Consider the following 21,365-nt stretch of genomic DNA (forward strand, 5'->3'; position numbering starts at 1 on the left):
AAGGCAGGGATCCGGCGCCGCCACCCGCCTCCGGTGCCGGGGGTCAGCCCGGCGTGCTCGTCTGTTGGGGCCGGTCGTCGCGAACGTGCACGAGCATGTCGCCGGTCTCGATGACCGCGCCGGCCTTGTCCGAGAGCGTGACCACCTTGCCCCGCCGGACCAGCGCGATGACCAGGGAGTCCAGCTCACGCGGCGAACGGCCCACCTCGCTGCGCTCGGCCGAGCGCATGGCCAGCGCCATGCCCTGACCCGGGGTGAGCAGGTCCTCCACCACGTCGATCAGCGGCGGCGCGGAGGTCGACAGCCCGAGCAGCCGCCCCGCCGTGGAGGACGAGACGATCACGTGGTGGGCGCCGCTCTGCTTCAACAGGGGCGCGTTCTCGGCCTCCCGGACCGCGGCGATGATCCGCACCTGGCCGGCGGTGAGCTGCCGGACGGTGAGCGCCACCAGGACCGACGCGTCGTCGCTGTCGGTCGCGATGATCACCGACTTGGCATTCTTCACGTGCGCCTCGATCAGCACCGACGAACGCGTCGCCGAGCCCTCGATCGCGACCAACCCGGCCGAGGTGGCCTGCCGCAGCGCGGTCGGGCTGCGCTCGACCACCACGATCCGGGACCTGTCCAGGCCGTTCTCCAGCAGCGCCGAGACGGCACTGCGGCCCTTGGTGCCGTAGCCGCAGATGATGACGTGGTCCTTCACGCTTCTCCTCCACCGCGACAGGCGCCGGCCGGTCCGGTACTGCTCGGTCAGGACTTCCAGGGTGGTGCCGACCAGGATGATCAGGAAGATCACCCGGGCCGGGGTGACGAACAGGACGTTGACCAGCCGCGCGGACGGGGCGGCCGGGGTGATGTCGCCGTAGCCGGTGGTGGAGAGGGAGACCACCGCGTAGTAGAAGCAGTCGAGGAGGGTGAGGCCGTCCTCGTTGACGTCGCGGTAGCCGTCCCGGTCGAGATAGACCGCGGCGACCACGGCGAGGACCAGACCCAGGGCCGCGGCGAGGCGCAGACTCAACGCGCTCAGCGGACCCCGCCGCTGCGCGGGAAAATGGATCACCGTCGGACCTGCTCCGCCTCCGTCGCCTGCACGTGCTCAACATAGCCGGTACGCGGGGATCCGCACCCCGGGGTGCCGCCGGGACGCGTCCGGCCGTACCGGCTCGCGGACCGGGGCTGCCCGGCGGCCCCGCACCGGGCATGATGGGGCTGTCCGCGGAGAGACGACCGGGGGTGAGGCCGCATGTCTTTGCTGCGACGGATCATCGGCGGGGTGCTGCGCCGGATCAGGACGAGACAGGGCCGCACCCTGCGTGAGGTGGCCCAGGCTGCCGGCGTGTCGCTGCCCTACCTGTCCGAGGTCGAGCGGGGCCGCAAGGAGGCGTCGTCGGAGGTGCTCGCGGCGATCTGCCGGGCCCTCGGCATCCGCCTGTCCGACCTGTTGGAGGAGGCCCGGGACGACCTGCGCCGGGTCGAGCCGCGCACCCCGGTGGGTCCCCGGGCTGCCGTGGCGGCGCACGCCGTCGCGCTGCCGCTGCCCCGGTACGGCGACCGGCTGGCCAGGCTGGAACGGCCTGGCGACCGGCTGACCGGCGCCCGACGGGGGGCCGACGTGCACCGGGCGCTGCCCGGGGCGCCGCTCGCCGGCGGTCCGCGTACCGCCGGGTTGGTGCGGTGCGGGCGGGACGCGGCGGGCCTGCGGCGGCCGGTGACCGTCTAGGGGCGTCGCCCGACCGCGTCGCCGGCTGCCGACGGCCCGCCCGGTTCTGCTGTCGGCGAATCTGCCGGCGGCAGAAGCGCTGGGGTCTCCGCCCCGGGCGGGCGCACGCTGGACGGGCCGGTCCCCGGGGCGGGGGAAGTCGCCCACCGGCGCGGTGGAGGTCGACATGATCAGGTACGACGTACGGATGCTGGAAGGCGGGCAGCCGGCCTTCGGCGACCAGGTGTTCCAACGGTTGCTGCGGGAGCGGATCATCTTCCTCGGCACCGAGGTCACGGACGAGTCGGCCAACCAGATCTGTGCGCAGCTCCTGCTGCTGGCCGCGGAGGACAGCGAGCGGGACATCCACCTCTACATCAACTCACCGGGCGGCTCGGTCAGCGCCGGGATGGCCGTGTACGACACGATGCGGTACATCCGCAACGACGTGGCCACCCTGGCGCTCGGCTTCGCCGGCTCGATGGGGCAGTTCCTGCTCTGCGGGGGGACGGCCGGGAAGCGGTACGCGCTGCCGCACTCGCGGATCATGATGCACCAGCCGTCGGGCGGGATGGGTGGCACGGCCGCCGACATCACCATCCAGGCGGAGAACATGCTGCACGTCAAGCGCACCATGCAGGGGCTGATCGCCCAGCACAGCGGGCGAACCCTGGACGAGATCCAGCAGGACTGGGACCGGGACCGTTGGTTCACCGCGGAGCAGGCCCGCGAGTACGGCCTGATCGACCAGGTGCTCACCCGGGTCGACCAACTCTCGACGTGACGCCCCTGGCGGCGTGACGGCCCCGGCGGCGGGCCGGCACGGGGCGGCCCGCCGTGCGCCCCTTTCGGGCCGAGGGCGGCCCCCTCTGTGGTCACCGACGGTCCGGCGCGCGCCCCTCGACCGGGTCCGGCGCGTGTCCGGAGCCGCCGTCCGGGCGGACCCGGTCACCAGGTCCGCCCGGACGGTCCGGTCAGGGGTAGCTGACCACCGGGCTGGTGCCGAACGAGCCGACGACCGGGGTGCCGGCGTCGTTGACCGTACGTTCGATGCCGCCGCTGCCGTCGAGGAAGACGGTGATCATGTCGTGGAACCGCACGCCCGGCCGGCGGGGCACCTCGATCGCCCGGTCCGCCCGGATGTCGACCCCCTGGTTGAAGTACGAGTACACGCCGAGCCCCCACGCCTCGTGCCGGCGCACGGAGTCGGCGACCTTGTACGACGCCCAGCCGCGACCGGTCGGGCTGGCCCAGGCGGCCTGGCTCGGCGGGTCGTAGGGCAGTTCGCTCTGGTAGAAGACGGTCCGGCCGCGCTCGCCGGTCCACACCGTCTGGTACCGCTGGTAGTGCTCGACGAAGAGCCCGTACGCCGTCACGTCGTCGCCGGTGACCAGCACGCCGGTGTCGGCGGTGTTCGCCGTCCAGCCGATGCCGTTGCCGTGGTCGCCGCGCCAGGCCCAGATGTTGTCGAGCAGGGTGTCGTCGCTGTGCACGGCGAGGCTGGTCCGGGCCCGGCCGACCCAGGGGCCGCCGATGCGGAAGAAGACGTCCTGCAGCGAGGTCGGGTTGGCGGCGTGGTCCCGGCGACCGTCGCGCCGGCCGATCTCGACGAGCACGTCGGACTCGCGCCGGCCGGCGTCGACCAGCAGCCCTGCGACGCGTACCCCGTCGACGTCGGCGACCCGCAGCGCGGCGTCGCCGGTGGTCGGGGCGAGGCTCGGCATGCCGAGTCCGAGCACGACGGTGCCCGGCCGGGTGACCCGCAGCGCCTGGTCCAGCCGGTACACGCCCGGGGTGAGCAGCAGGTGCCGCCCCCGCGCCAGTTCCCGGTTGATCCGCTGGGCGCTGTCGGTGGGCCGGGCGACGAAGAAGTCGCGCAGCGACAGCGAGGGGGTCGGTCGGCCGCCGGCTGCCCAGGTGATGCCGGCGGTGTCATGCCGCAGGCCCGGTACGGCCACCCGCCACCGGTCGTTGCCGTCGACGAACAGGTACGGCTTCTCCCTGGTGACCGGGCTGGTCGGGAGCGTGGTGTACGGGGGATTGGGGAAGGCCTGGGCGGGTGCCCTGGTCACGCCGGAGAAGACCTGGTTCCAGACCCCGTTGCTCCATTGGCCGCCGAGTTCGCTGTTCCGGGTCAGCCACTGCTGCTGGGAGCCGTTGATGGTGGTCCCGTCGACCTTCGAGTCGGCGATGTAGCCGCCGCTGGAGTACCCGCCGTTGCCCGGTTCGAGCCAGAGGGGGCCGCGCACGTGCACGCGGCGCATCGGGGACGCCTGGGAGACCGCCCACTGGTTCGACCAGTCGGAGGGAATGACGGAGAGGTTCTCCGCCGAGCGCCAGAAGTTGGTCAGCGCGGAGATGCCACCCGGCGAGTTCGGGTCGGGCTGTCCGACGACCCGGACCGCGCCGTAGATGTCGACGTCCTCCGGGGAGCGGCCGAGACCGGCCACGGTGGTGTAGTAGCCGAGCTTCGCGTCGACGTCGTACCGGCCGGGCTTGAACAGCACCGCGTGCCGGTCGGTGCCCATCTCGTTGCGTTCCTGCTTCGTGAAGATCGCGTCGAGGGTGGACTGGATCTTGGCGGTCGGGGTGGACGGGTCGTAGACGTGCACGTACGGGCCGAGGTCCGGGTCGCGGTCGTCGGGGTGGCCGGGGTGGGCCAGGGCGGACGCCGGGGCGAGACCGGCGGTGGCGAGGGAGACGGCGGTGGTGGCCAGGGCCAGGAGGTGGCGGCGGGTGCGAGGTGTCATCGGCCTGCCTGTCGGGTGGCGGTGGCGAGCCGGGCGGGCGACCGTGAGAGCGCTCTCTTCGCCGTCCGGCATCCCTTGGCGAATTGAGGGATCGCCATGTTTCTACCCCCTCCCGCCCGGACGCGCCAGCCCCCGACCGCCGCCGAGGATCAGCGGGCGTCCAACGGGAAGTGATGGCAGGAGTGTCCTGTTGGTACCGGACGACGGATCATCGACACCTCCCGAGGAGCTCACCATGTCCATCGTCGTCACCGGCGCCACCGGCCACCTCGGCCGCCTGATCGTCGAGTCGCTGCTGCGTCGGGGCGTACCGGCCGGGGAGATCGTGGCGCTCGGCCGGAACACCGGCAAGCTCGCCGACCTCGCCGGACGCGGGGTGGTCACCCGGCGGGCCGACTACACCGACCCCGCCTCGCTGCGCGCCGCGTTCGCCGGGGCCGAGAAGCTGATGTTCGTCTCCGGCAGCGAGGTCGGTCAGCGGGAGACCCAGCACCGCAACGTCGTCGCCGCCGCCCGCGAGGCCGGCGTGGGGCTGGTCGTCTACACCAGCGTCGCCAACGCCGACCGGTCCAGCATGATCCTCGCCGGGGAGCACCTGGCCACCGAGCGGGAGATCGCCGCCGCCGGCCTGCCGTACGTGATCCTGCGCAACGGCTGGTATCTGGAGAACTACACCGACCAGCTCCCGACGTACCTCCGGTACGGGGTGACCGGCGCGGCGGGCGACGGCCGGGTCAGCGCCGCCACCCGCGCGGACTACGCCGAGGCCGCCGCCGCGGCGCTCACCGGCGCCGCCGAGGCCGACCGGGCGTACGAGCTCGGCGGCGAGGCGTTCACCCTCACCGAGCTGGCCGAGGAACTGTCCCGGCAGACCGGCCGCACCGTCGGGTACACCGACCTGCCGGCGGAGAAGTTCGCCGAGGTGCTGGGCGGCGCGGGCGTCCCCCCGATGTTCGCCACCCTCCTCGCCGACAGCGACCGGGGCCTGTCCCAGGGCGACCTGTACGTCGAGGGCGACGACCTGGCGAAGCTGGTCGGCCGCCGGCCGACCACCCTCGCCGAGGCGCTGCGCGCGGCGCTCTGACCCGTAGCCGCCCCGTTCGGAAGGAGTCGCACGCCGCCGTCCGTCGCCCCGCCCCGCGCCCGTGGGGGGGGGGCGACGGGACTGCTCAGGCCGTGACCCGCTCCACCGGGATCCACAGCTCGGCGTCGGCCCGCGTGCCGTCCGCCGAGACCCGGGCCTGGAGGATCTCCGGGCCCGGCCGGCTGCGGTACGGGTTCGCCGGGAACCACTCGGTGAAGACGTCCCGCCAGATGTTCTGGATGGTCTGCGGGAACTCGCCCGAGCTGGAGAAGACCGCCCAGGTGCCGGCGGGCACCGGCATGGCGTCCAGGTCCTCCGGCGGGGTGACGCCGGTGACGACGCCGTGCCAGTAGTCCAGCTCGGCACCCTCCTCCCGGTTGTCCCCCAGCTTGTCGCTGACGTTGACGATCCCGCGCGGCTCCTGGTCGGAGAGGGCCTCGATCCGCTCGACCGTCCCGGCGTCGATGCTCCTGACGAACGCCACGATGGCCGGGTTCATCCCCTCGTGCACGAGCGGGACGCGGGCCTTCCGCCCGACCAGGTGGAAGGCGTCCTTCTCGGTGACGCGGTAGCGCATGCTGCTGCTCCCTTCGACGACGAGGCGGAAGGACATCCGGGGCTGGGACCGCAGCACCGCGCCGGTCCGCCGGGCCTCACCCGGGCCGACCCCGTGCACCCCCTGGAACGCCCGGCCGAACGCCTCGGCCGAGCCGTAGCCGTACCGGACGGCGATGTCGAGCAGCGTCGCCTCCCCCGCGAGCACCTCGGCGGCCGCGACCGTGAGCCGCCGACGCCGGACGTACTCGGACAGCGGCATGCCGGCCAACGCGGAGAACATCCGCCGGAGGTGGTACTCCGACGTGACGGCGATCCGCGCCATCTCGGCCACCTCGATCCGCTGGTCGAGATGCCGCTCGACGTACGCCATCGCCTCGTTCAGCCGGTCCAGCACCCGGATCTCCCTCCCTGATGTCCACCACGCTAGGAAGGACGACCCCGGCCGGACCCGACATCCTGTGCCAGATCCGGTCGGGCTGTGGGGTCAGCGCTGCCAGCGCACGACCCCGCCGACCACGGTGAGCGCCACCGTGAGGTCGCGCAGGTCCGCCGGATCGACCTGGTACGGATCTGCGGGCAGGGCGATGAAGTCGGCGAGCATGCCGGGGCTGAGTCGCCCCTTCAGGTGCTCCTCGTAGGAGGCGTACGCGCCGGCGACGGTGAACCCCCGCAGCGCAGCGTCGAGGCTGAGCCGCTCGTGCGGGTCCACGCCTCCCGGCGGGTTTCCGTCGGGCTGCTGCCGGGTCACCGCGGCGTGGATGCCGTGGAACGGGTCCGGGTCCTCGACCGGCGCGTCCGAACCGAACGCCACCGTCGCGCCGGCGTCCAACAGGCTCCGCCAGGCGTACGAGGCGAGGTCCCGGCCGGCGAGCATCCTGCTGGTCAGGGGGATGTCGCTGGTGCAGTGGGTCGGCTGCATCGAGGCGATCACGCCCAGCCGGGCGAGCAGTGGCACGTCCTCCGGCCGAAGATGCTGGGTGTGTTCGATCCGGTGCCGCAGCCGCCGTACCGCCCCGGCGACGGTCGGGTCGGTGCGCGCCGACTCCTGCCAGCGGGCGTACGCCCGCAGCACCATCCGGTTCGCCGCGTCGCCGATGGCGTGTGCCGCCACGGCGATGCCGGCGCCGGCCGCCTTCGCCACCAGCCGCTCGAACTCCTCCGCCGGGGTGACCGCGATGCCGTGGTTGTCCGGCTCACCGTCGTACGGTTCGCTCATCAGGCAGGTGTGCGAGCCGAGCGCCCCGTCGGTGAAGATCTTCACCGGCCCCGTACGCAGCCAACGGTCCCCGTCGCCGGTCGCCCAGCCCAGGTCGATCACCTCGTCCAACGCGGTCGACGGGATCGACTTGTGCACCCGCAGCGGCAGCTCGCCCCGGGCGTACAGGGTCTCGTAGGCGGCCCGGCAGTCCTGCCCGTCGAGGTCGTGGATGCTGGTGAGGCCGACGGCGAGCAACCGGGACAGGTGGGTGCGCAGCTGCTCGACCATGTCACCGGCGACGGAGGAGCGCAAGATGTCGTACGCCGCGTCCCCGGCCGCCTCCCGCAGGATGCCGGTCGGCTCGCCGCGCTCGTCGCGGGCGATCTGCCCACCGACCGGGTCGGGGGTGTCGGCGTCGATGCCGAGCCGCCGCAGGGCGGCGCTGTTGACCCAGGTGGTGTGCCCGTCGATGCTGGGCAGCACGGCGGGACGGTCCGGGCACACCCGGTCGAGGTCGGCCCGGGTCGGCTGCACCGGCCGGGCCCACTTGTGGCTGTCCCAGCGTCCGCCGAAGAGCCAGGCGTCGGGCGCCAGGGTGGCGGCGTGCCGCCCGATCCGGGTCAACGCCTCGTCGAGGCTGGCGGTGCCGCGCAGGTCCACCTGCTCCAGGCCGCGCACGTACAGGGCGGAGTGGATGTGGCTGTCGATCAGCCCGGGCAGCACGGTCATCCCGGCGAGGTCGACCCGACGCGCTCCGCCGCCGGCCCGGTCCCGGCACTCGTCGCGGTTCCCGACGGCGACGATCCGCTCACCGCGCACCAGCATGGCCTCGGCGCGCGGCCGGGCGGGGTCGAGCGTGTGGATCCGGGCGTTCTCGAAAACCGTACCGGTCATGGGGCTGCCTGCTTCGACGGTTGGACAGGGGCCAACCATGCTAGAGGACGGGCTCCCCGACGCGAGGCACCGTCCGTGGTCGAAGTGATCGATCCTGACCACCCCACGGCGCCCGATCGATCGGCGCACCCGGGCGGGGAGCAGCACCGCCAGGAGCCGCACCGCCAGGAAGGGCGCCAACCGCCGGTAGGCCCAGCCGACTCCGTCTCGTATCCCGCTCCCTCAGAAGCCTCCCGTGGCGAGTCGCAGTTCGGGGAGATGTTCGCTGGCGGCGTCGATCACGGTACGGGCGAGGGCTGCCGGAAGGCCGGCCTGCGCTGCCAGGCTCTCTGTCGTCACCCGCTGCTGGCCGAGGAGTTCGACGGCTTTGCCGAGCAGGGAGGGCTGTTCCCGGGGTCCGAGGTCGCCCGGTTCGGGGTGGCCCCACTGGGCGAGCAGGCTCATGCCCCGTCGGTAGGTGTGGTCCCGGTACACGCCCAGGTCGTGGCCGCGGTACACGAGTGCTTTCAGGCTGATGCCCCAGCGGCGTTTCAGCTCGTGCAGCCGGTCGAAGTCGAGGCGGGCAGGTAGCTCGTCGGCCAGCGCCGGGCTGGGGGCGAGGAATTCGGAGGCGAAGGCGGTGGCCTCCCGTTCCAGGATCTGACTGCCGGGCTCGGCGTCGTGGTGCAGCAGCAGGTGGCCGAGTTCGTGGGCGGCGTCCATCCGGGAGCGGGCCTTGTCGTTCTTGGCCGGGTTGAGGAAGACGAACGGCCGCTGGCCGTACCAGTGCGAGAAGGCGTCGACCCGCTCGGAGGCGTCCGGCAGGGACAGCACGATCACCCCGTGCGCCTCCAACAGCCGTACCGCGTGCGGCACCGGCCCGTCGACGAGCCCGAACTCGCGGCGCGCGACGGCGGCGACCGCACGGACGTCCTCGGGACGCACCGGTTCGGGCAGGTCGAGCTGGGGAAGCCGCAGCTCGGGCAGCCGCAGATGCCGGCTCACGACCTCGATCACCCGCCAGGCGACCTCGCCGAACGCCTCGGCCTGGTCCCGCTCCGCCTGGCTGGTGGCCCGCAGGCTGCGAAAGTGCGCGTGCCCCGGCGACGCCGGTGCGGGAACACCGGCGGCGAAGAACTCCACCGGCATCGCCAACGCCAACGCCATCCGGGCCAGCACGGCTGCCGAGGGGCGGGCCTGCCCCAGCTCGTACTGGCTGGCCGCCGCCGCCGTGACCCCGATCTGCCGGGCAAGTTCGTTCTTGCGCATCCGCCGCCACCGGCGCGCCAGCCCGAGGGCGTGCGGCTCGAACGCCGCGACGGCCGCGGTGGCCGGGACCGGCGGGCGGGTCCCGCCCGTCACGCCGGTCGGCCGACGGCAGCACCGAGGGTACGGCCGATGCCGCGGCCCGGCCGCAGCGTCTCGATCGGCAGCTCGGGGATCGGCAGCTCGTCGTGCCGCTGCCCCGGCACGCCGGCCGGGTCGCCGACGACCGGCAGCGGCGTGCCCACCGTCACGGCGTCACCGAACCACAGCGTCACCTCGAACCACGGCGACCCGCCCTCGCGGTTGTCACGGGGCAGCCCGAGGTACGCCGTCGCCTCGCCGGTCGCGATGTCACCGGTGTGGGCGACGCGCAGGTGCCGCTTCGCCGGCACCACGCCGGCGAAGACCTCCGGGAACTGCTCGGCGTCGTCGAAGGCCAACTGCCCGTCGCGGCTGTTCTCCACCGCCCCACCGAGGCGGGCCTCGCTGCCCTCCCACCGGATCGACTCGATCCCACCCTGCAACGAGTACAGCCGCACCACGTACCCGGCGCAGAGGATCTCCAGGGAGTTGTCCTCCACCCGCACCCGCACGCCGTCGACCCCGTCGAAGGATGCCTTGCCCAGGTTCGTCAGGTTCCGCCACACCGTGGTGCCGAAACTCATCGCGTCGTCGCCGAGCTCCGGCTCGTGCCGGTCCGCAGCCCGCCGGTACACCTGCCGGATCAACCCGCCCAGCGGCTCCAGCACGCCCCGCCCGTCCAGCACCGCCACCGCGTCACCCAGCAGACCCATGGCAGGGAATCTAGCCGATGCCACAGTTGATGTTGCGGAAATCAAGCGGGCAACACGCCCAGAACCTGAACCCGACCCAACCTCACGTGTCCTCGCCGAACGTGGCCGGGGACACCCCGCCCACCACCGGTACGCGAGCTTCGCCGGCGAGCCGGCGAGCCGGCCACCGGCGGCCTGGTCGGGCGGTGGCTGACCGAGCCCGCCCAGGCGGACGTGCGGGTTCTATGCTTCCGGCGATGGGCCGTCGCAGCCGCTGGCAGCAGCCTGATCGGGGGGAGGTAGGACCGAATGGGGCCACCCACCCTGGTCGTCTCGCTGACCCGGCCGAACGCGTACCGCGGGATCGGGCCGGCGGTGGCGGCTGCGCCTCACGGCGCGGTGATCGTGGTGGAGCCGGGCCGTTACGACGGGCAGGTCGTGGTGCGGGCGAAGGCGGTCACCATCCGGGCTGCCGCACCAGGTGGGGCGCCGGTGGTGGTGGAGAACCGCGACGCTTCGCCCGCGCTCTGGTGTGAAGACGCACAGGTCCTGCTACAGGGGCTGGTGCTGCGTACGTGGAGCGCTGACGCCCCTGCCACCGTGTCAGCGGTTCGGGGATCCCTGTCCATGGAGTCATGCGCTGTCACGGGACAAGCGGTCAATGCCGTGCTGTGCGAGCAGGGTACGGCACATCTACGCACCTGCTCCGTCAGTGGGATGCGGCGGGGTGTCGCCTTCGTCGACTCCAGCGGCCTGGTCGATCACTGCCGACTCTGGGACCTCGACGAGTACGCCGTACTGTCCAAGCGGGACAGCGAGCCGCTCGTGAGGCATTGCCATATCCAGAACGTCGGTCAGGGTTTCGAAGCGTTCGAGGGCGGTCGCGGCACCGTCGAGGACTGCGACTTCACGGGCGTACGCCAGGGGGCGGTGGTGGCGAGTGCGCGAGCCCGTCCGACGGTGCGTCGATGCCGGGTCTCCGCCGGACAGGGCAGTGGTCTGACGTTCAGCGGATCCGCCCGAGGGCTGGTCGAGGACTGCGACCTGACGGACCTGGAGGGTTGCGGTGTAGAGGTGTCCGGCGGCGCCGACCCCGACATCCGCCGCTGCCGGATCGAAAGGATCGGCCGGAACGGCATCTACGCCAGCGGTTCACGCGGGACGTTCTCCGACTGCACCGTGATCGACAGCCAACTGCCTGCGATCGCTGTGATCGACGGGGCGGCCCCTGAGATCCGCGGCGGCGTTCTACGGGGAGCGCGTGAGGACGCTCTGCTGATCCGGAACGCCACCGGCCGGTGTGCCGACCTGCGGATCGAGGATCCGGGCCGCTACGGCGTGGTGATCCAGGGCGGCACCCCGACTTTCACCGGCCTGATGGTTACCGGCGGCGAGGCCGGAATCGTACTTGACGGTACCAGCGAGGCAGACGTCCGCATCGATGGCGCCACTCTCCGGAACCTGGAGAAGTGCGGCATCGCGGCCGGGGGTCCAGGCCGGCTCACCGGTACGGCGATCCGGATCGAGGATGCACCGGTGGGTCTGACCGGGAGCGACGCGATCTCGGTGAGCCTCACCAACGCGGCGATTTCCGGCGGCACCATCGGGGCTGTCGGGATGGGCCAGGCCAGCCTGCGCATGGACCAGAGCACCGTGACTGGCATGGCCAAATCGGGGTTCGTGTTGCGAGACCAGTCTCGCCTGGACCTCCGGGCCAGCGTGGTGCGCGACTGTGGTGGGGACGGGGTACAGGTGGAAACCGACGCCCCAGTCCTGGTCGATCGGTGTGAGTTCGTGAACGTGGCTGGCGAGCCGGTAAGGGGCGTCGACCGTCCGCTGGTGTCGGTGCTCGCACCGAAGCAATCGAGCAACACGGACCGTCCGAACTCGGCCGGCTCCGGCGTCGGAAATGACCCGGCCGGCCAGGACACTGCTCCAGCTCAACCGGCGGCGGAGCGTCCCAGCGGCGACAACGGAGTCCGATCGTCCTCAGGCGATGTCGATGTCGAGGCCGCCCTCGCGGAGTTGGACGCCATGATCGGCCTGGACGCGGTGAAGCGTGAGGTGCGCACCCTGGTCCATCTGATCCGGGTGGGTGAGCAGCGGCGGCAGGCGAACCTGCCGGTACTGCCGTTGAGTCGACACCTCATCTTCACCGGACCGCCGGGCACCGGCAAGACCACCATCGCACGCATTTACGGGCGGCTGCTCGCCCATCTCGGCATCCTGTCCAAAGGGCAGGTCGTCGAAGTGGCCCGGGTCGACCTGGTGGGCGAATACTTGGGCAGCACCGCGCTGAAGACCGCCGCGGTCTTCGAGCGCGCACTCGGCGGCGTGCTCTTCGTGGACGAGGCATACACACTTGCCCGTCGATTCGGCACCACCTCCGACCTCGGCCTGGAGGCTATCGACACCCTGGTCAAACTGATGGAGGACCACCGGGACCAGATCGTGGTGATCGTCGCCGGGTACCCCACCGAGATGGAACAGTTCCTGGCCACCAATCCCGGCCTCGCTTCGCGGTTCACCAAAACCGTCGAGTTCGTCGACTACACCCCCGACGAACTACTTGCCATCATCTGTGCACTCGCCGAGCAGCACGGGTACGACCTCACGAAGCTGACGAGCAGCGCCCTGCTGGACCGACTCACCGAAGCCGTTCACGACTCGGACTTCGGCAACGGCCGCAGTGCACGAAAGCTGTTCAACCTCACGGTCGAACGGCAGGCAGAACGGCTCGCCGACATATCCGATCCGACTGCGGAGCAACTCCGGCTACTGCTGCCAGAGGACGTCCCACCTGCGGCACTCAACCACCACAGCCCCTCAGGCCAGCACTGACATGAGGCGTCCGGACGGCTCACGACCAAGACAAACATCCGCCTGCAGTGCTCCAGCAAGCGAGCACAGCGACATGCCATTGCGACCAGCACGCAAGATCCTGAAGTAGAAAAACCGCAGGCAAGTAACCTGCGGCTGCACATGGAGCAGCGCGTCAGGAAAGGCGACCGGGCGGGATGGCCACTGTGGCCATGACCTGCGCCTCCGGAACGCACCGACTCCGAGCTCCAAGAGCATTCAACGCACTCCCCACCGAACGCTGCGGGCACCCGAGGATGACCGAAAGCCGCCCGCAGGGCGGGCCGCAGGGCACAGCGACCGCCTCGGCCTTCCAAAGATCAAGACCGCTGTCGACGGATGGCGGCCACCGACGGTGACGTTCTACTGCCGGGGCTGGCTGAAGCTGGAGATGCCGTCCATCTCGTCTGGTGTCGTCGGCGTACTCCCGGGTCTGGAAAGGGCGCGGAGGCTGAGCCTGAACCCGGCCTGGGTCGCCTCTCCCCTGGCCGGGCGTCCTTACGACCTGCGGCGCGCCGGGGTGTCGCTCTGGCTCAACGCCGGACTGCCGGCACCCGTAGGTCGCGCAGCGGGCGGGGCACTCGGTCGACGTGCTGCTCAAGGTGTACGCCACGTGCCTCGACGGCGTTCACAGCAGGATGAACGAACGGATCGAGGCGGCACTGAGCCAGCGATGATCACTGGCGGGACGCGATGGGCCGTGGCGACGCCGCGTCCCTTCCGCGTTGCAGTGGTTCTGAGCTGGGGAACCGGGGCCACCCAACCGTCCAAGATCATTGCACGCATCTGCCACGGAGGGCTGCAACGGCGGCTGCGGGTGGCATTTGGCTGCGCAGGTCGACCGATCGACGCGGAAGCGTATCCGCTGGTCAGATGGCGTTTTGGCTGATCTTCGAGGTGCCCCCGGCAGGATTCGAACCTGCGACACACGGTTTAGGAAGACGACTGCGGCGGGTTGGTGAGCATGCCCTTGACCTGGACGTCCGCGTCGGCCATGCGCCGGACGAGTCAAGATCATTGCACGCACTCTGCATGAGGCGCTGCGGATGCCCGACGGCGGCCGTCACCCCTTACGGTCGGTCTTGGCGTGCCTGTCTCGCTCCCGAAGCCGCCGCACTCTCCGGAGGTACTGCCCGGCATAGGAGCGCTGCGCGTCGTCGAGCGCCTGCGCGTCTGGGTCCGCAAACGCTTCGTAGTAGGAGACCTCGGCCGAGTCGTGGTCGTGCTCAATCAACCGGCCCAGCACCTGGGCGTCCTGTGCAAGAGGCGGCTGCCTCGCCGCCTCTTCGCGCCATAAGCGCCCGCTGATGTCGTCGTCTGACACGCCGCGATGGTAGACCCCACTCAACCCCCGGCACCCGCAGTTTGGAAGATCGTTTCCGGCTGGCCTGATCTGCCCGGATCGCCTGGTCATCGGCGGTGCCGTGGTGCCCGATCATGACCGCTGCTGACCGGCTGGGACACCGGCTACTGGCACAAGGCTGGCACGGCTACGCGGTGAGCGGCGCGGCTGTTCAGCGGCGTACGGATTACCGCCCCCGGCCTTCGGGCCGGGGGCGGCTGGCCGTGTCGCCGCTTTCCGCGCGCCTGGACCCCGGTACCCAGTGGCAAGCCGCGAAGCGGCGCGGCAGCGAGCGCCCAGACCTCGTCGGAGATTGAGCGCCCTCGCGCTCGTCGCGGCGTGGGGACACCACAAGGACGAGGGCTACGTCCACGTGTGTCGGCTACCCTCGGGTTGGTCTGAAGAGAGGGGCTAGGGTGGGGATTCCGAAGAAGGGGAGTCGGCTCATCTCGGTCGATCACGTCGTCTACAGGTGGAAGGTCCGTCACAAGCCCTCGTACGAGCAGGGCCGCGGGCACAGTCCCTTGTCCTTCGCAGTAGAGCTTGCTCAGGAGCCGGGTTCCGTTCTGGTCATGCAGACGCCATCAGCACGACTGGACAACTGGATGGCACTACCGGGGAAGCCTGTGCTTCCGGCGCTGGTCGAGCAGGTCATCCGCACAGCGCTGACCAACGGTTGGCGTCCCGACCGTCCTGGGCACCCGTTCACTCTCAACGCCTCCTGAGCGATTCCCTTGGCCTCGGAGACGATGGATAGGCGGGATGCCGGTCTCTCGCCCGCCGTGCCGGCCGATGCCGGCCGGAGGCCGCCAGCAGGCCGAGCGCGGCGGGCGGGCCGCGCTTGCGCGGCCCCTTGATCCTGAAGAGACTGTTTCGGCAATGTCTGGCGATGACCTTGCCACGATTTGCGCATTACAAGTCAGTACCCGGACTGGTCTACGGCCTGGTCCTCGCGCCCGACATGGTGTCCGGGTTCGCCATCGTCCACTCCTGCTCGCGGGTTTGGCTGCTCACATGGATGCTCGGTGTCGGCCTCTGGTGTTAACCGTCGGCGATCCGCAGCGGGGCAGCAATGGTGGCCGACACCCGGTACCAACCCGTCTCATGCACTAGATCTAGAAGATCTCACCGCTTGGGCGGCACGACGCACTTACGCTCGTTCCTCTACTTGGCGCTTGGGTGTGGTAGGCGCTTGTCGATCACTCCCGTACGGCCTCAACTGGACGACAAAAGCGAAGCACGTGCTCGACGAGGGTTTCCATAGCTCGCTGGGTCCCGCCAATATCTCCTGGCTCGATCCCCAAAACCTCCACTACTCCGCCGTCACGTGATATAAGCGTCCGCCGCTGCCGCCTCCCATCAATAAGATGACCGGCTGGGGAGTGATAGACAATTGCGCCTGTCTTGCATGCCTGAGTGCCATCGTTCGAAAAATATCCCAGCATCTTGTAAACTTCCTCCGTCAGCAAGCCGGACGCTCGCTGCCGCAACTTTGCGTCGATGAGCATGACCATCCGTTTACCCTCGACCCCTTCGCAAACTAGCCCAAGGTCGGGACGGGCACCCAGCATCTTCGCCCCCTGGTACATCCACCGATTGCCTTCACCGGTTAACGCGCTCAGTGGCGCCTGAAAATAAAGACTGACTATGGTGCCGCTCGCGTTCCATCGTCTAGACACGCTCGAGGAACCCGCTACGGTAGAACCCTGATTCTGGGCGAACGGAGCCCCGAGCTTCGCCGTGAGGCATTCCGAAAGACGACTAAGTAGCCAGATTTCAAACAAGGTAGTGTCAAAGTCTGAGTCGTAGAACTGCGCCGACAGCTTGCCAGCCGCTCCCATATCAGGGATCTTAGCCAAATGCAGTCGGCACCATTCGACGAGATCTGAATACGCCTCCTGTTGCGCTAGGCGCCCCATCTCAGCACGTCGCTCTGTCTGATCGATGAGCTTGCTGACGGGTGGCCGTCGTCGAGCCCTTGTCCTAGTCTGCTGACTGGCGGTGATGAGCCTCTTCAATCTAAGCAGTTCATCTCGCTGGCTCATGGCAACCCGATATTCAAACTGCTTCCGGGTCAATCGAAGAGCTGTGGTAGCCACTTCTATGTCACCAACGACGCGATCTACTGCCGCCTCGGCCAGAAGATTCTCCGGGGTTTCTCTGTCTCGGCCGGGAACCCTAACGGGGTATCTGCGAGGGACGGCTACGCGCAGCCGCTCCATGAGGTAATGGTTGACATCCAGTCGCCCACGCACCGAACCTGGTTCTGACGCAGACGCTAATCGGTAGCGGAAGCTGGGGTTTGCGGCTACTTGACGCAGGATCTCTGCCAAAGGCTCAGCTGAATAGATCCGAGTTCGCAGCAGAAGGGCGGCTGCGAACCGGCTTCGTGCGCGGAATTCACCCTCAGAGTTCTCGTATCCACTCAGTTCATACGCTAGGTATTGGCGGTCTGCGCCGCTGAAGTATGTTGCAACCCACGGCAATGCGTCCGCAATCGCTCGTTGGCGAGACTTCTCGCTCAACCTTCCGCTGTTCGACAGGCTGGTCATGGAAATCGGCACCCGTTACGACTGGAGCGCAAGAGGGTTAAGGAGGCGCTCCACACTACGGCGGCTCTTTGGCCACGTTCCCGCCCCCGCTAGACCATCCGAAATCGCCGACAGCAGAGGACGCGGTGCATGGGCTAGCTGTGGAACAATCAGATCCGAGACCGCCTCATCGAGTCGGAGGGCAATGTTGTCATAAGCGGTGGCGGCCAAGAGCAGCTGTCGTACTACGTCGAGCGCTTGGGCAGTACCCAGCGGCCAAGTGACGGCAGCAGCGTTGGCGGTGGTAACCGCCTCTTCGTCTGCGGTCGCAAGATCGTCAGCGGAGGAGGGGCCTGCAACAAGTGAGAGCTCCCCATATCGGATCCACCTCAGCAGTTCTTCTAGCCGCAGGATAGAAGTTTGAACGTCGCTCCGAGCTGCAAGCGAAGACGCCTCGTCGATTGCAGTGCCAGTGCCAGCCAAGAGGCCGGCATGCTCACGGGCTAGCCATTCGATACCCTGGGCCGTCACCGCTGCGATCTCTTGGTGCGTTTGCTCCCGGCCGGGTATCCCGATGTACACAAAGGTGAACCGACGTGACAAACCCTGCGAGATCTCGTTGGCGTAGGCGGTGTCAACGTCGTTCATCGTTGCGATGATTCGGAACCGCCGCGGGACGTACAGGTTGGCGGGCAAAGTCTCGTCGGCGAACCACAGCTTGAGGGTTCGAACGCCACCTCCGAGCACGGTATACAGGGGGCCGATCGCTTTATCGATCTCCGCCCGGTTCATTTCGTCCAGGATCAACCAGTGGGCCTGTTGCGCGGTGCGATCTGCTGCATTTTCTTGGACGGTTTTCTGGCAAACCAGTACGGCCTCGGTGACGCAGCCTCGATGAACCGTCAGAATCTCATGCTGATCTTGCCCTGTGCCGGGGCGAAATCCGCCGATCACATCGTACGTGCTCCAGTCGGCTGTTGCCGTTTCCAGTTGCTCGCTGCAGCCAAACTCCTCGACCAGCAGTCGAGCAAGCGTCGTCTTCGCAGTTCCCGGCGGACCGTGCAGGACGAGGTGTCCCTGGACTAGTGCCAACACGCACTGGCTAACGAGCTGCTCTGCGTCGGTAAAGCAAAGGAAGCGCTCGGCAAGCTTTTTCATGAGGCGTTTCGTAAGGCCTGCGATCCCGCCACTCACCTCTAACGGCAAGTCGTCATCCGGATCGAAAGCAGTTGAGTCTGGTTCTACGGGCAGCTCCACTTCGGCCAGCGGTATGGCGGCAGGAGCCCCCATGGGAACGAGTGGAACGGTCTCTACCTCGGATACAAGCGGAAAGTACTTTTTAACATGCCGCCCAATTCCGACGCCTTCGACGTCGATAATCTGCCGAACCCGCCAAACGTCATCGACCTTCTCGGCCAGGCCCACGGTGGTCATGTGTCTCGTGAGAGGGATTAGTTGCTTGACGGCTTGGCGTTGCTTGGGGAGGCCTACCTTGGCGTCGACGACGATGAGGAGGAACTGTCGTGGCGCGGTGATCAGGCCCGCAGACAACGGGCGGTTGTTCTTGACCCCGTCCTCCGTGACGGATATTGCGCCGACAACTTCTGGGGTAAGGCCCAAGTGCGGCCCCAGAACCTTCTGCACATCGCGCCACACCGTACCGGAACCCTTGCCGTAGGCCAAGTCGATCTGCTCACTGAGACGGAACTCAAACTCGGTAGGCGCTGGCACCGACCGTGCGCCCGGCTCGGCCTTTGCAGGACGAGGGATGCTAGCCAACAGGTCGGCAAACGGGTCCTGGGTCATGCGGGGACTCTAGTTGGTCCCCTTGCGAGGGCGGTAGGGTGCAGGCGAGCCAGGAGGCAGCCGGGTATGAGATCTCTAGTCAAGACACCCTGAGGCGGTGCGCTTCAAGCGCGTCTAGGAAGCCGTCGGAGAACCGGAGCCGGCTCGACCGCGCTCGTGACAGAAACCCCGTCACCGCCCTAGAGGACAGAGGGCGAAGTGGCTGCGCAAGGAACTTCAGCAGGTTTGGCTCCTCGTCGAACGGCTGCATGCTCGCTTCTGCGCTCCACCGTTCCCCTCTCGCACCCCACGCAGCGAGCGGCCAACGGCCCCCCGTTGACATCCTCTGAAACGCTACGACGGGTGTGCCGGGTTCGGAGATTCTTCGGCCGACCCATGCAGCCATCGGAACGCACACGGCGTTGCCGACCATTCGCCACCGGAACCCAGGCTTGTGCCCGGCTTCGATGGCGGGCAGCGTCCAGTCTGCGGGAAATCCCTGCATTCGTTCGCCATCTTCGATCTCGGGAGTGCCGACTTCTCCAGTTGCCGGCACCCATACTGCAGGGGCAGAAGGTATCCCGAGGCCGCTGCCTCCCTTGATGGTCGGAACAGCGTTACGAGCCCAGCCCAGCCCGCGAAGACCCTCCGTCCAATAGAAACCGTACGCACAGTCTTCGTCAACAGGCCCGATCAAGTCTTGGAAACCCGACCCATTACCTTCGTCGGCAAACAAAACCTCGCGGGGGTCAAGCGATCGTGACGCAATCATGACAACTCTTTGACGCCGTTGTGGTACACCGAAGGAGCGGGCGTCCACGACCCGATAGGCCCACGCGTATCCAAGCTCTTCAAACCTGCGCACAAGGTGACCCATAGCTTCGCCCTTATCTAGACGGAGCATGTATGACACATTTTCCAGTAAGACAGTGGGAGTTCCGTTAGGGCTATCAATGAGTCGAAACACGTGGTCAACGAGACTTGAATGCCTGCCTGTAATGCCGATCTTTCTACCGGCCTGGCTTAGGTCGGTGCAAGGAAATCCTGCCGCAACGAGGTCCACCGTAGGCAGGTTTCCGAGAGTACGAACATCATCGCGCAGTGGGATTCCTGGAAACCTGGCCTGAAGGACATGGGCGGCCGCAGCATCGATTTCGCACAAAAGTGCGGTCTCGTGTCCTGCTTGCTTGAGACCAACTTCGATGCCGCCGATACCGGCGAACAGACCAGCGACCCTCGGCGTCCTGCTTGTGCGACTCATCGGACCAACCCTAGGACGGCACTGTAGGCAAGTCGAGTGTGAACGGCATTTCCAATCATCTGCTGCAGAGCTCGGCGGCCTGCTGCGCTGCTGAAGCGGAAAAAGTCTGGAAAACCTTGGAGCCGCGCAGCTTCATGTGGTGTCAACGTCCTCGGTCGTTCCGGATGCACAAATCGACCTTGTCCGGTGGATCCGAATCCTGCAGTGATCGTCGGGGCTGGACGGTCCGGACGCATCCGTCCGTATACCGAGGTGTAGGAGTGCGGCTTGAGGCGGTGGCAGTCGGGGCGTTGCTCGTTTGGCAGATCGTAGAGCCCGTGGTCAAAGAGGTACTTAATCCGGCGGTTATTGGTCGGAGAATGCCGAGCCGAGGTGTCGAAAGTGCCGCCCTCCGGATCCTCGTCGAGATCAGAGATTGCCCACATGACGCTTCGATGAGGTGCATGGAATTGCCAAGAAAGTGCTTGGACCGCGCCGAGTGACTTCTCGTCCAGGGTTGCGAGTAACAGATGGCGTTTTCGATTCTGCGGCACGCCTAGTTCGACTGCATGCACCACGCCTGCAGTAACCGTATAACCTGCCTGACGCAGCGCATTGATGGCGAGAGGCACGACGCCGTGCCGGTCATGGGCAACGCCGGGAACGTTCTCGATGACGACGTTCCGAGGACGGACGACTTCAACGAATCGCGCCACTTTCAGGTAGAGAACGTTCTTGGGATCTTGCCGACGCGTGTGGTTGTTCAGGTCGGAGTGCCCCTGACACGGCGGCCCGGCGACCACTAGGTCGAGTCCAGTCAGTCGATCCCCTAGTTTCCGTTCGCCAGGGGTCGGACCACTGCCGAGCGGTCCGTCGACCAGCATCTCGATTGGTTGGTCCCGAAGATCGGCGCCTGGGAAGTTGTCACCGTAAACGGCGAGCGCTGCGGGCTCGATGTCCACCGCGAGCGCGTGCTCGACCGGGCGGCCCAACGCTCGACATGCCTCTACCGCCCCGACTGTCAAGCCTCCGCAACCCGAGAACAGGTCGGCCATCGACAGGGCGGGTCCGCCAGGAGCCAGCGGTGCCGCCTGCGAGCGCAACCAGGCAGAGTCGTGAGCATCTGCAGCTGACAGGTGGGACAGTGTTTGGGGCGACCACGCAACCGCGGACGTGAGGACGTTTCCGTTGCGGTCTTGCACATGACGGAGCACTCGCCTGCGCGCAGAATCTATCTCGTACTTCTCGACGGTGTGAAGCCCTTCGGCGGGTAAGGAGTCGGCTACGTCGGCGCAAGCTGCGACCTCGCGTCGGAAGGCGGCTGGCGCGGGATCGACTGACATGGGGTGGAGGTTAGCCCGAGGCGCGGACTTTTTCGAGGCACGGCGCGTTGGATCACACGGAGCA

General features: G+C 68.3%; 15 protein-coding genes. 4 read left to right on the forward strand and 11 right to left on the reverse strand.

What is annotated here, in order from left to right:
* Positions 1 to 43: 43 nt before the first annotated feature.
* Positions 44 to 1,060, reverse strand: coding sequence for a potassium channel family protein (locus tag ABT023_RS10585; RefSeq protein ID WP_350883894.1), 1,017 nt, complete (start codon positions 1,058 to 1,060; stop codon positions 44 to 46).
* A gap of 183 nt (positions 1,061 to 1,243) precedes the next feature.
* Here ABT023_RS10585 and ABT023_RS29085 point away from each other — a divergent pair, with 183 nt between their 5' ends.
* Positions 1,244 to 1,720, forward strand: a complete 477-nt coding sequence (locus ABT023_RS29085; protein ID WP_502890633.1) for a helix-turn-helix domain-containing protein — start codon at positions 1,244 to 1,246, stop codon at positions 1,718 to 1,720.
* Positions 1,721 to 1,886: 166 nt separating this feature from the next.
* Positions 1,887 to 2,483 (forward strand): ClpP family protease, encoded by a 597-nt coding sequence (locus ABT023_RS10595; RefSeq protein WP_350883896.1) that lies wholly within the window; start codon positions 1,887 to 1,889, stop codon positions 2,481 to 2,483.
* Between the two features lie 190 nt (positions 2,484 to 2,673).
* On the opposite strand, the gene ABT023_RS10600 is transcribed toward ABT023_RS10595, so the two are convergent.
* Positions 2,674 to 4,449 carry a pectate lyase-like domain-containing protein gene (locus ABT023_RS10600; protein ID WP_350883898.1) on the reverse strand — a complete coding sequence of 592 codons (1,776 nt, stop codon included), beginning with the start codon at positions 4,447 to 4,449 and terminating at the stop codon, positions 2,674 to 2,676.
* 235 nt (positions 4,450 to 4,684) lie between these two features.
* On the opposite strand from ABT023_RS10600, the gene ABT023_RS10605 reads away from it, so the two are divergent.
* Complete coding sequence (locus tag ABT023_RS10605) at positions 4,685 to 5,533, forward strand: SDR family oxidoreductase (protein ID WP_350883900.1); 849 nt, start codon at positions 4,685 to 4,687, stop codon at positions 5,531 to 5,533.
* An 85-nt stretch (positions 5,534 to 5,618) separates the two neighbouring features.
* Here ABT023_RS10605 and ABT023_RS10610 read toward each other — a convergent pair whose 3' ends face one another.
* The 4 genes from ABT023_RS10610 to ABT023_RS10625 all read right to left on the reverse strand — a co-directional run bounded on the left by ABT023_RS10610 (position 5,619) and on the right by ABT023_RS10625 (position 10,222).
* Positions 5,619 to 6,485 (reverse strand): AraC family transcriptional regulator, encoded by an 867-nt coding sequence (locus tag ABT023_RS10610; RefSeq protein ID WP_350883902.1) that lies wholly within the window; start codon positions 6,483 to 6,485, stop codon positions 5,619 to 5,621.
* Positions 6,486 to 6,575: 90 nt separating this feature from the next.
* The gene (locus ABT023_RS10615) at positions 6,576 to 8,183 is read right to left on the reverse strand and encodes an amidohydrolase (RefSeq protein ID WP_350883904.1); all 1,608 of its coding nucleotides are present in this window, start codon (positions 8,181 to 8,183) and stop codon (positions 6,576 to 6,578) included.
* Between the two features lie 222 nt (positions 8,184 to 8,405).
* Positions 8,406 to 9,524 (reverse strand): helix-turn-helix domain-containing protein, encoded by a 1,119-nt coding sequence (locus tag ABT023_RS10620; RefSeq protein WP_350883906.1) that lies wholly within the window; start codon positions 9,522 to 9,524, stop codon positions 8,406 to 8,408.
* Entirely contained in the window at positions 9,521 to 10,222 is a 702-nt protein-coding gene (locus ABT023_RS10625) for a hypothetical protein (RefSeq protein WP_350883908.1), read from the reverse strand. The genes ABT023_RS10620 and ABT023_RS10625 overlap by 4 nt, the downstream gene beginning before the upstream one ends.
* A gap of 288 nt (positions 10,223 to 10,510) precedes the next feature.
* Between ABT023_RS10625 and ABT023_RS10630 the strand changes: the two genes are divergently transcribed.
* Entirely contained in the window at positions 10,511 to 13,042 is a 2,532-nt protein-coding gene (locus tag ABT023_RS10630; protein WP_350883909.1) for a right-handed parallel beta-helix repeat-containing protein, read from the forward strand.
* Positions 13,043 to 14,123: 1,081 nt separating this feature from the next.
* On the opposite strand, the gene ABT023_RS10640 is transcribed toward ABT023_RS10630, so the two are convergent.
* The 5 genes from ABT023_RS10640 to ABT023_RS10660 form a co-directional block, all read right to left on the reverse strand.
* Positions 14,124 to 14,384 carry a hypothetical protein gene (locus ABT023_RS10640; RefSeq protein ID WP_502890634.1) on the reverse strand — a complete coding sequence of 87 codons (261 nt, stop codon included), beginning with the start codon at positions 14,382 to 14,384 and terminating at the stop codon, positions 14,124 to 14,126.
* Between the two features lie 1,217 nt (positions 14,385 to 15,601).
* Positions 15,602 to 16,624 carry a hypothetical protein gene (locus tag ABT023_RS10645; RefSeq protein ID WP_350883911.1) on the reverse strand — a complete coding sequence of 341 codons (1,023 nt, stop codon included), beginning with the start codon at positions 16,622 to 16,624 and terminating at the stop codon, positions 15,602 to 15,604.
* A gap of 345 nt (positions 16,625 to 16,969) precedes the next feature.
* Positions 16,970 to 18,739 (reverse strand): AAA family ATPase, encoded by a 1,770-nt coding sequence (locus tag ABT023_RS10650; protein ID WP_350883913.1) that lies wholly within the window; start codon positions 18,737 to 18,739, stop codon positions 16,970 to 16,972.
* A gap of 79 nt (positions 18,740 to 18,818) precedes the next feature.
* Positions 18,819 to 19,979: a DNA cytosine methyltransferase gene (locus ABT023_RS10655; RefSeq protein ID WP_350883915.1), complete on the reverse strand. Its 1,161-nt coding sequence runs from the start codon at positions 19,977 to 19,979 to the stop codon at positions 18,819 to 18,821.
* The gene (locus ABT023_RS10660) at positions 19,976 to 21,301 is read right to left on the reverse strand and encodes a DNA cytosine methyltransferase (RefSeq protein WP_350883917.1); all 1,326 of its coding nucleotides are present in this window, start codon (positions 21,299 to 21,301) and stop codon (positions 19,976 to 19,978) included. Before ABT023_RS10660 ends, ABT023_RS10655 begins: the two co-directional genes overlap by 4 nt.
* Positions 21,302 to 21,365 lie beyond the last annotated feature (64 nt).

The organism is Micromonospora sp. NPDC002296 (genome assembly GCF_040296145.1).
GTDB lineage: Bacteria > Actinomycetota > Actinomycetes > Mycobacteriales > Micromonosporaceae > Micromonospora.

Excerpts from the sequence above, each read along its gene's own strand:
- ABT023_RS10655 (WP_350883915.1), bottom strand. The coding sequence starts at position 19,979 with ATGAGTCGCACAAGCAGGACGCCGAGGGTCGCTGGTCTGTTCGCCGGT.
- ABT023_RS10605 (WP_350883900.1), top strand. The coding sequence starts at position 4,685 with ATGTCCATCGTCGTCACCGGCGCCACCGGCCACCTCGGCCGCCTGATC.
- ABT023_RS10630 (WP_350883909.1), top strand. The coding sequence starts at position 10,511 with ATGGGGCCACCCACCCTGGTCGTCTCGCTGACCCGGCCGAACGCGTAC.
- ABT023_RS29085 (WP_502890633.1), top strand. The coding sequence starts at position 1,244 with ATGTCTTTGCTGCGACGGATCATCGGCGGGGTGCTGCGCCGGATCAGG.
- ABT023_RS10595 (WP_350883896.1), top strand. The coding sequence starts at position 1,887 with ATGATCAGGTACGACGTACGGATGCTGGAAGGCGGGCAGCCGGCCTTC.
- ABT023_RS10650 (WP_350883913.1), bottom strand. The coding sequence starts at position 18,739 with ATGACCCAGGACCCGTTTGCCGACCTGTTGGCTAGCATCCCTCGTCCT.
- ABT023_RS10645 (WP_350883911.1), bottom strand. The coding sequence starts at position 16,624 with ATGGAGCGGCTGCGCGTAGCCGTCCCTCGCAGATACCCCGTTAGGGTT.
- ABT023_RS10615 (WP_350883904.1), bottom strand. The coding sequence starts at position 8,183 with ATGACCGGTACGGTTTTCGAGAACGCCCGGATCCACACGCTCGACCCC.
- ABT023_RS10660 (WP_350883917.1), bottom strand. The coding sequence starts at position 21,301 with ATGTCAGTCGATCCCGCGCCAGCCGCCTTCCGACGCGAGGTCGCAGCT.
- ABT023_RS10625 (WP_350883908.1), bottom strand. The coding sequence starts at position 10,222 with ATGGGTCTGCTGGGTGACGCGGTGGCGGTGCTGGACGGGCGGGGCGTG.
- ABT023_RS10600 (WP_350883898.1), bottom strand. The coding sequence starts at position 4,449 with ATGACACCTCGCACCCGCCGCCACCTCCTGGCCCTGGCCACCACCGCC.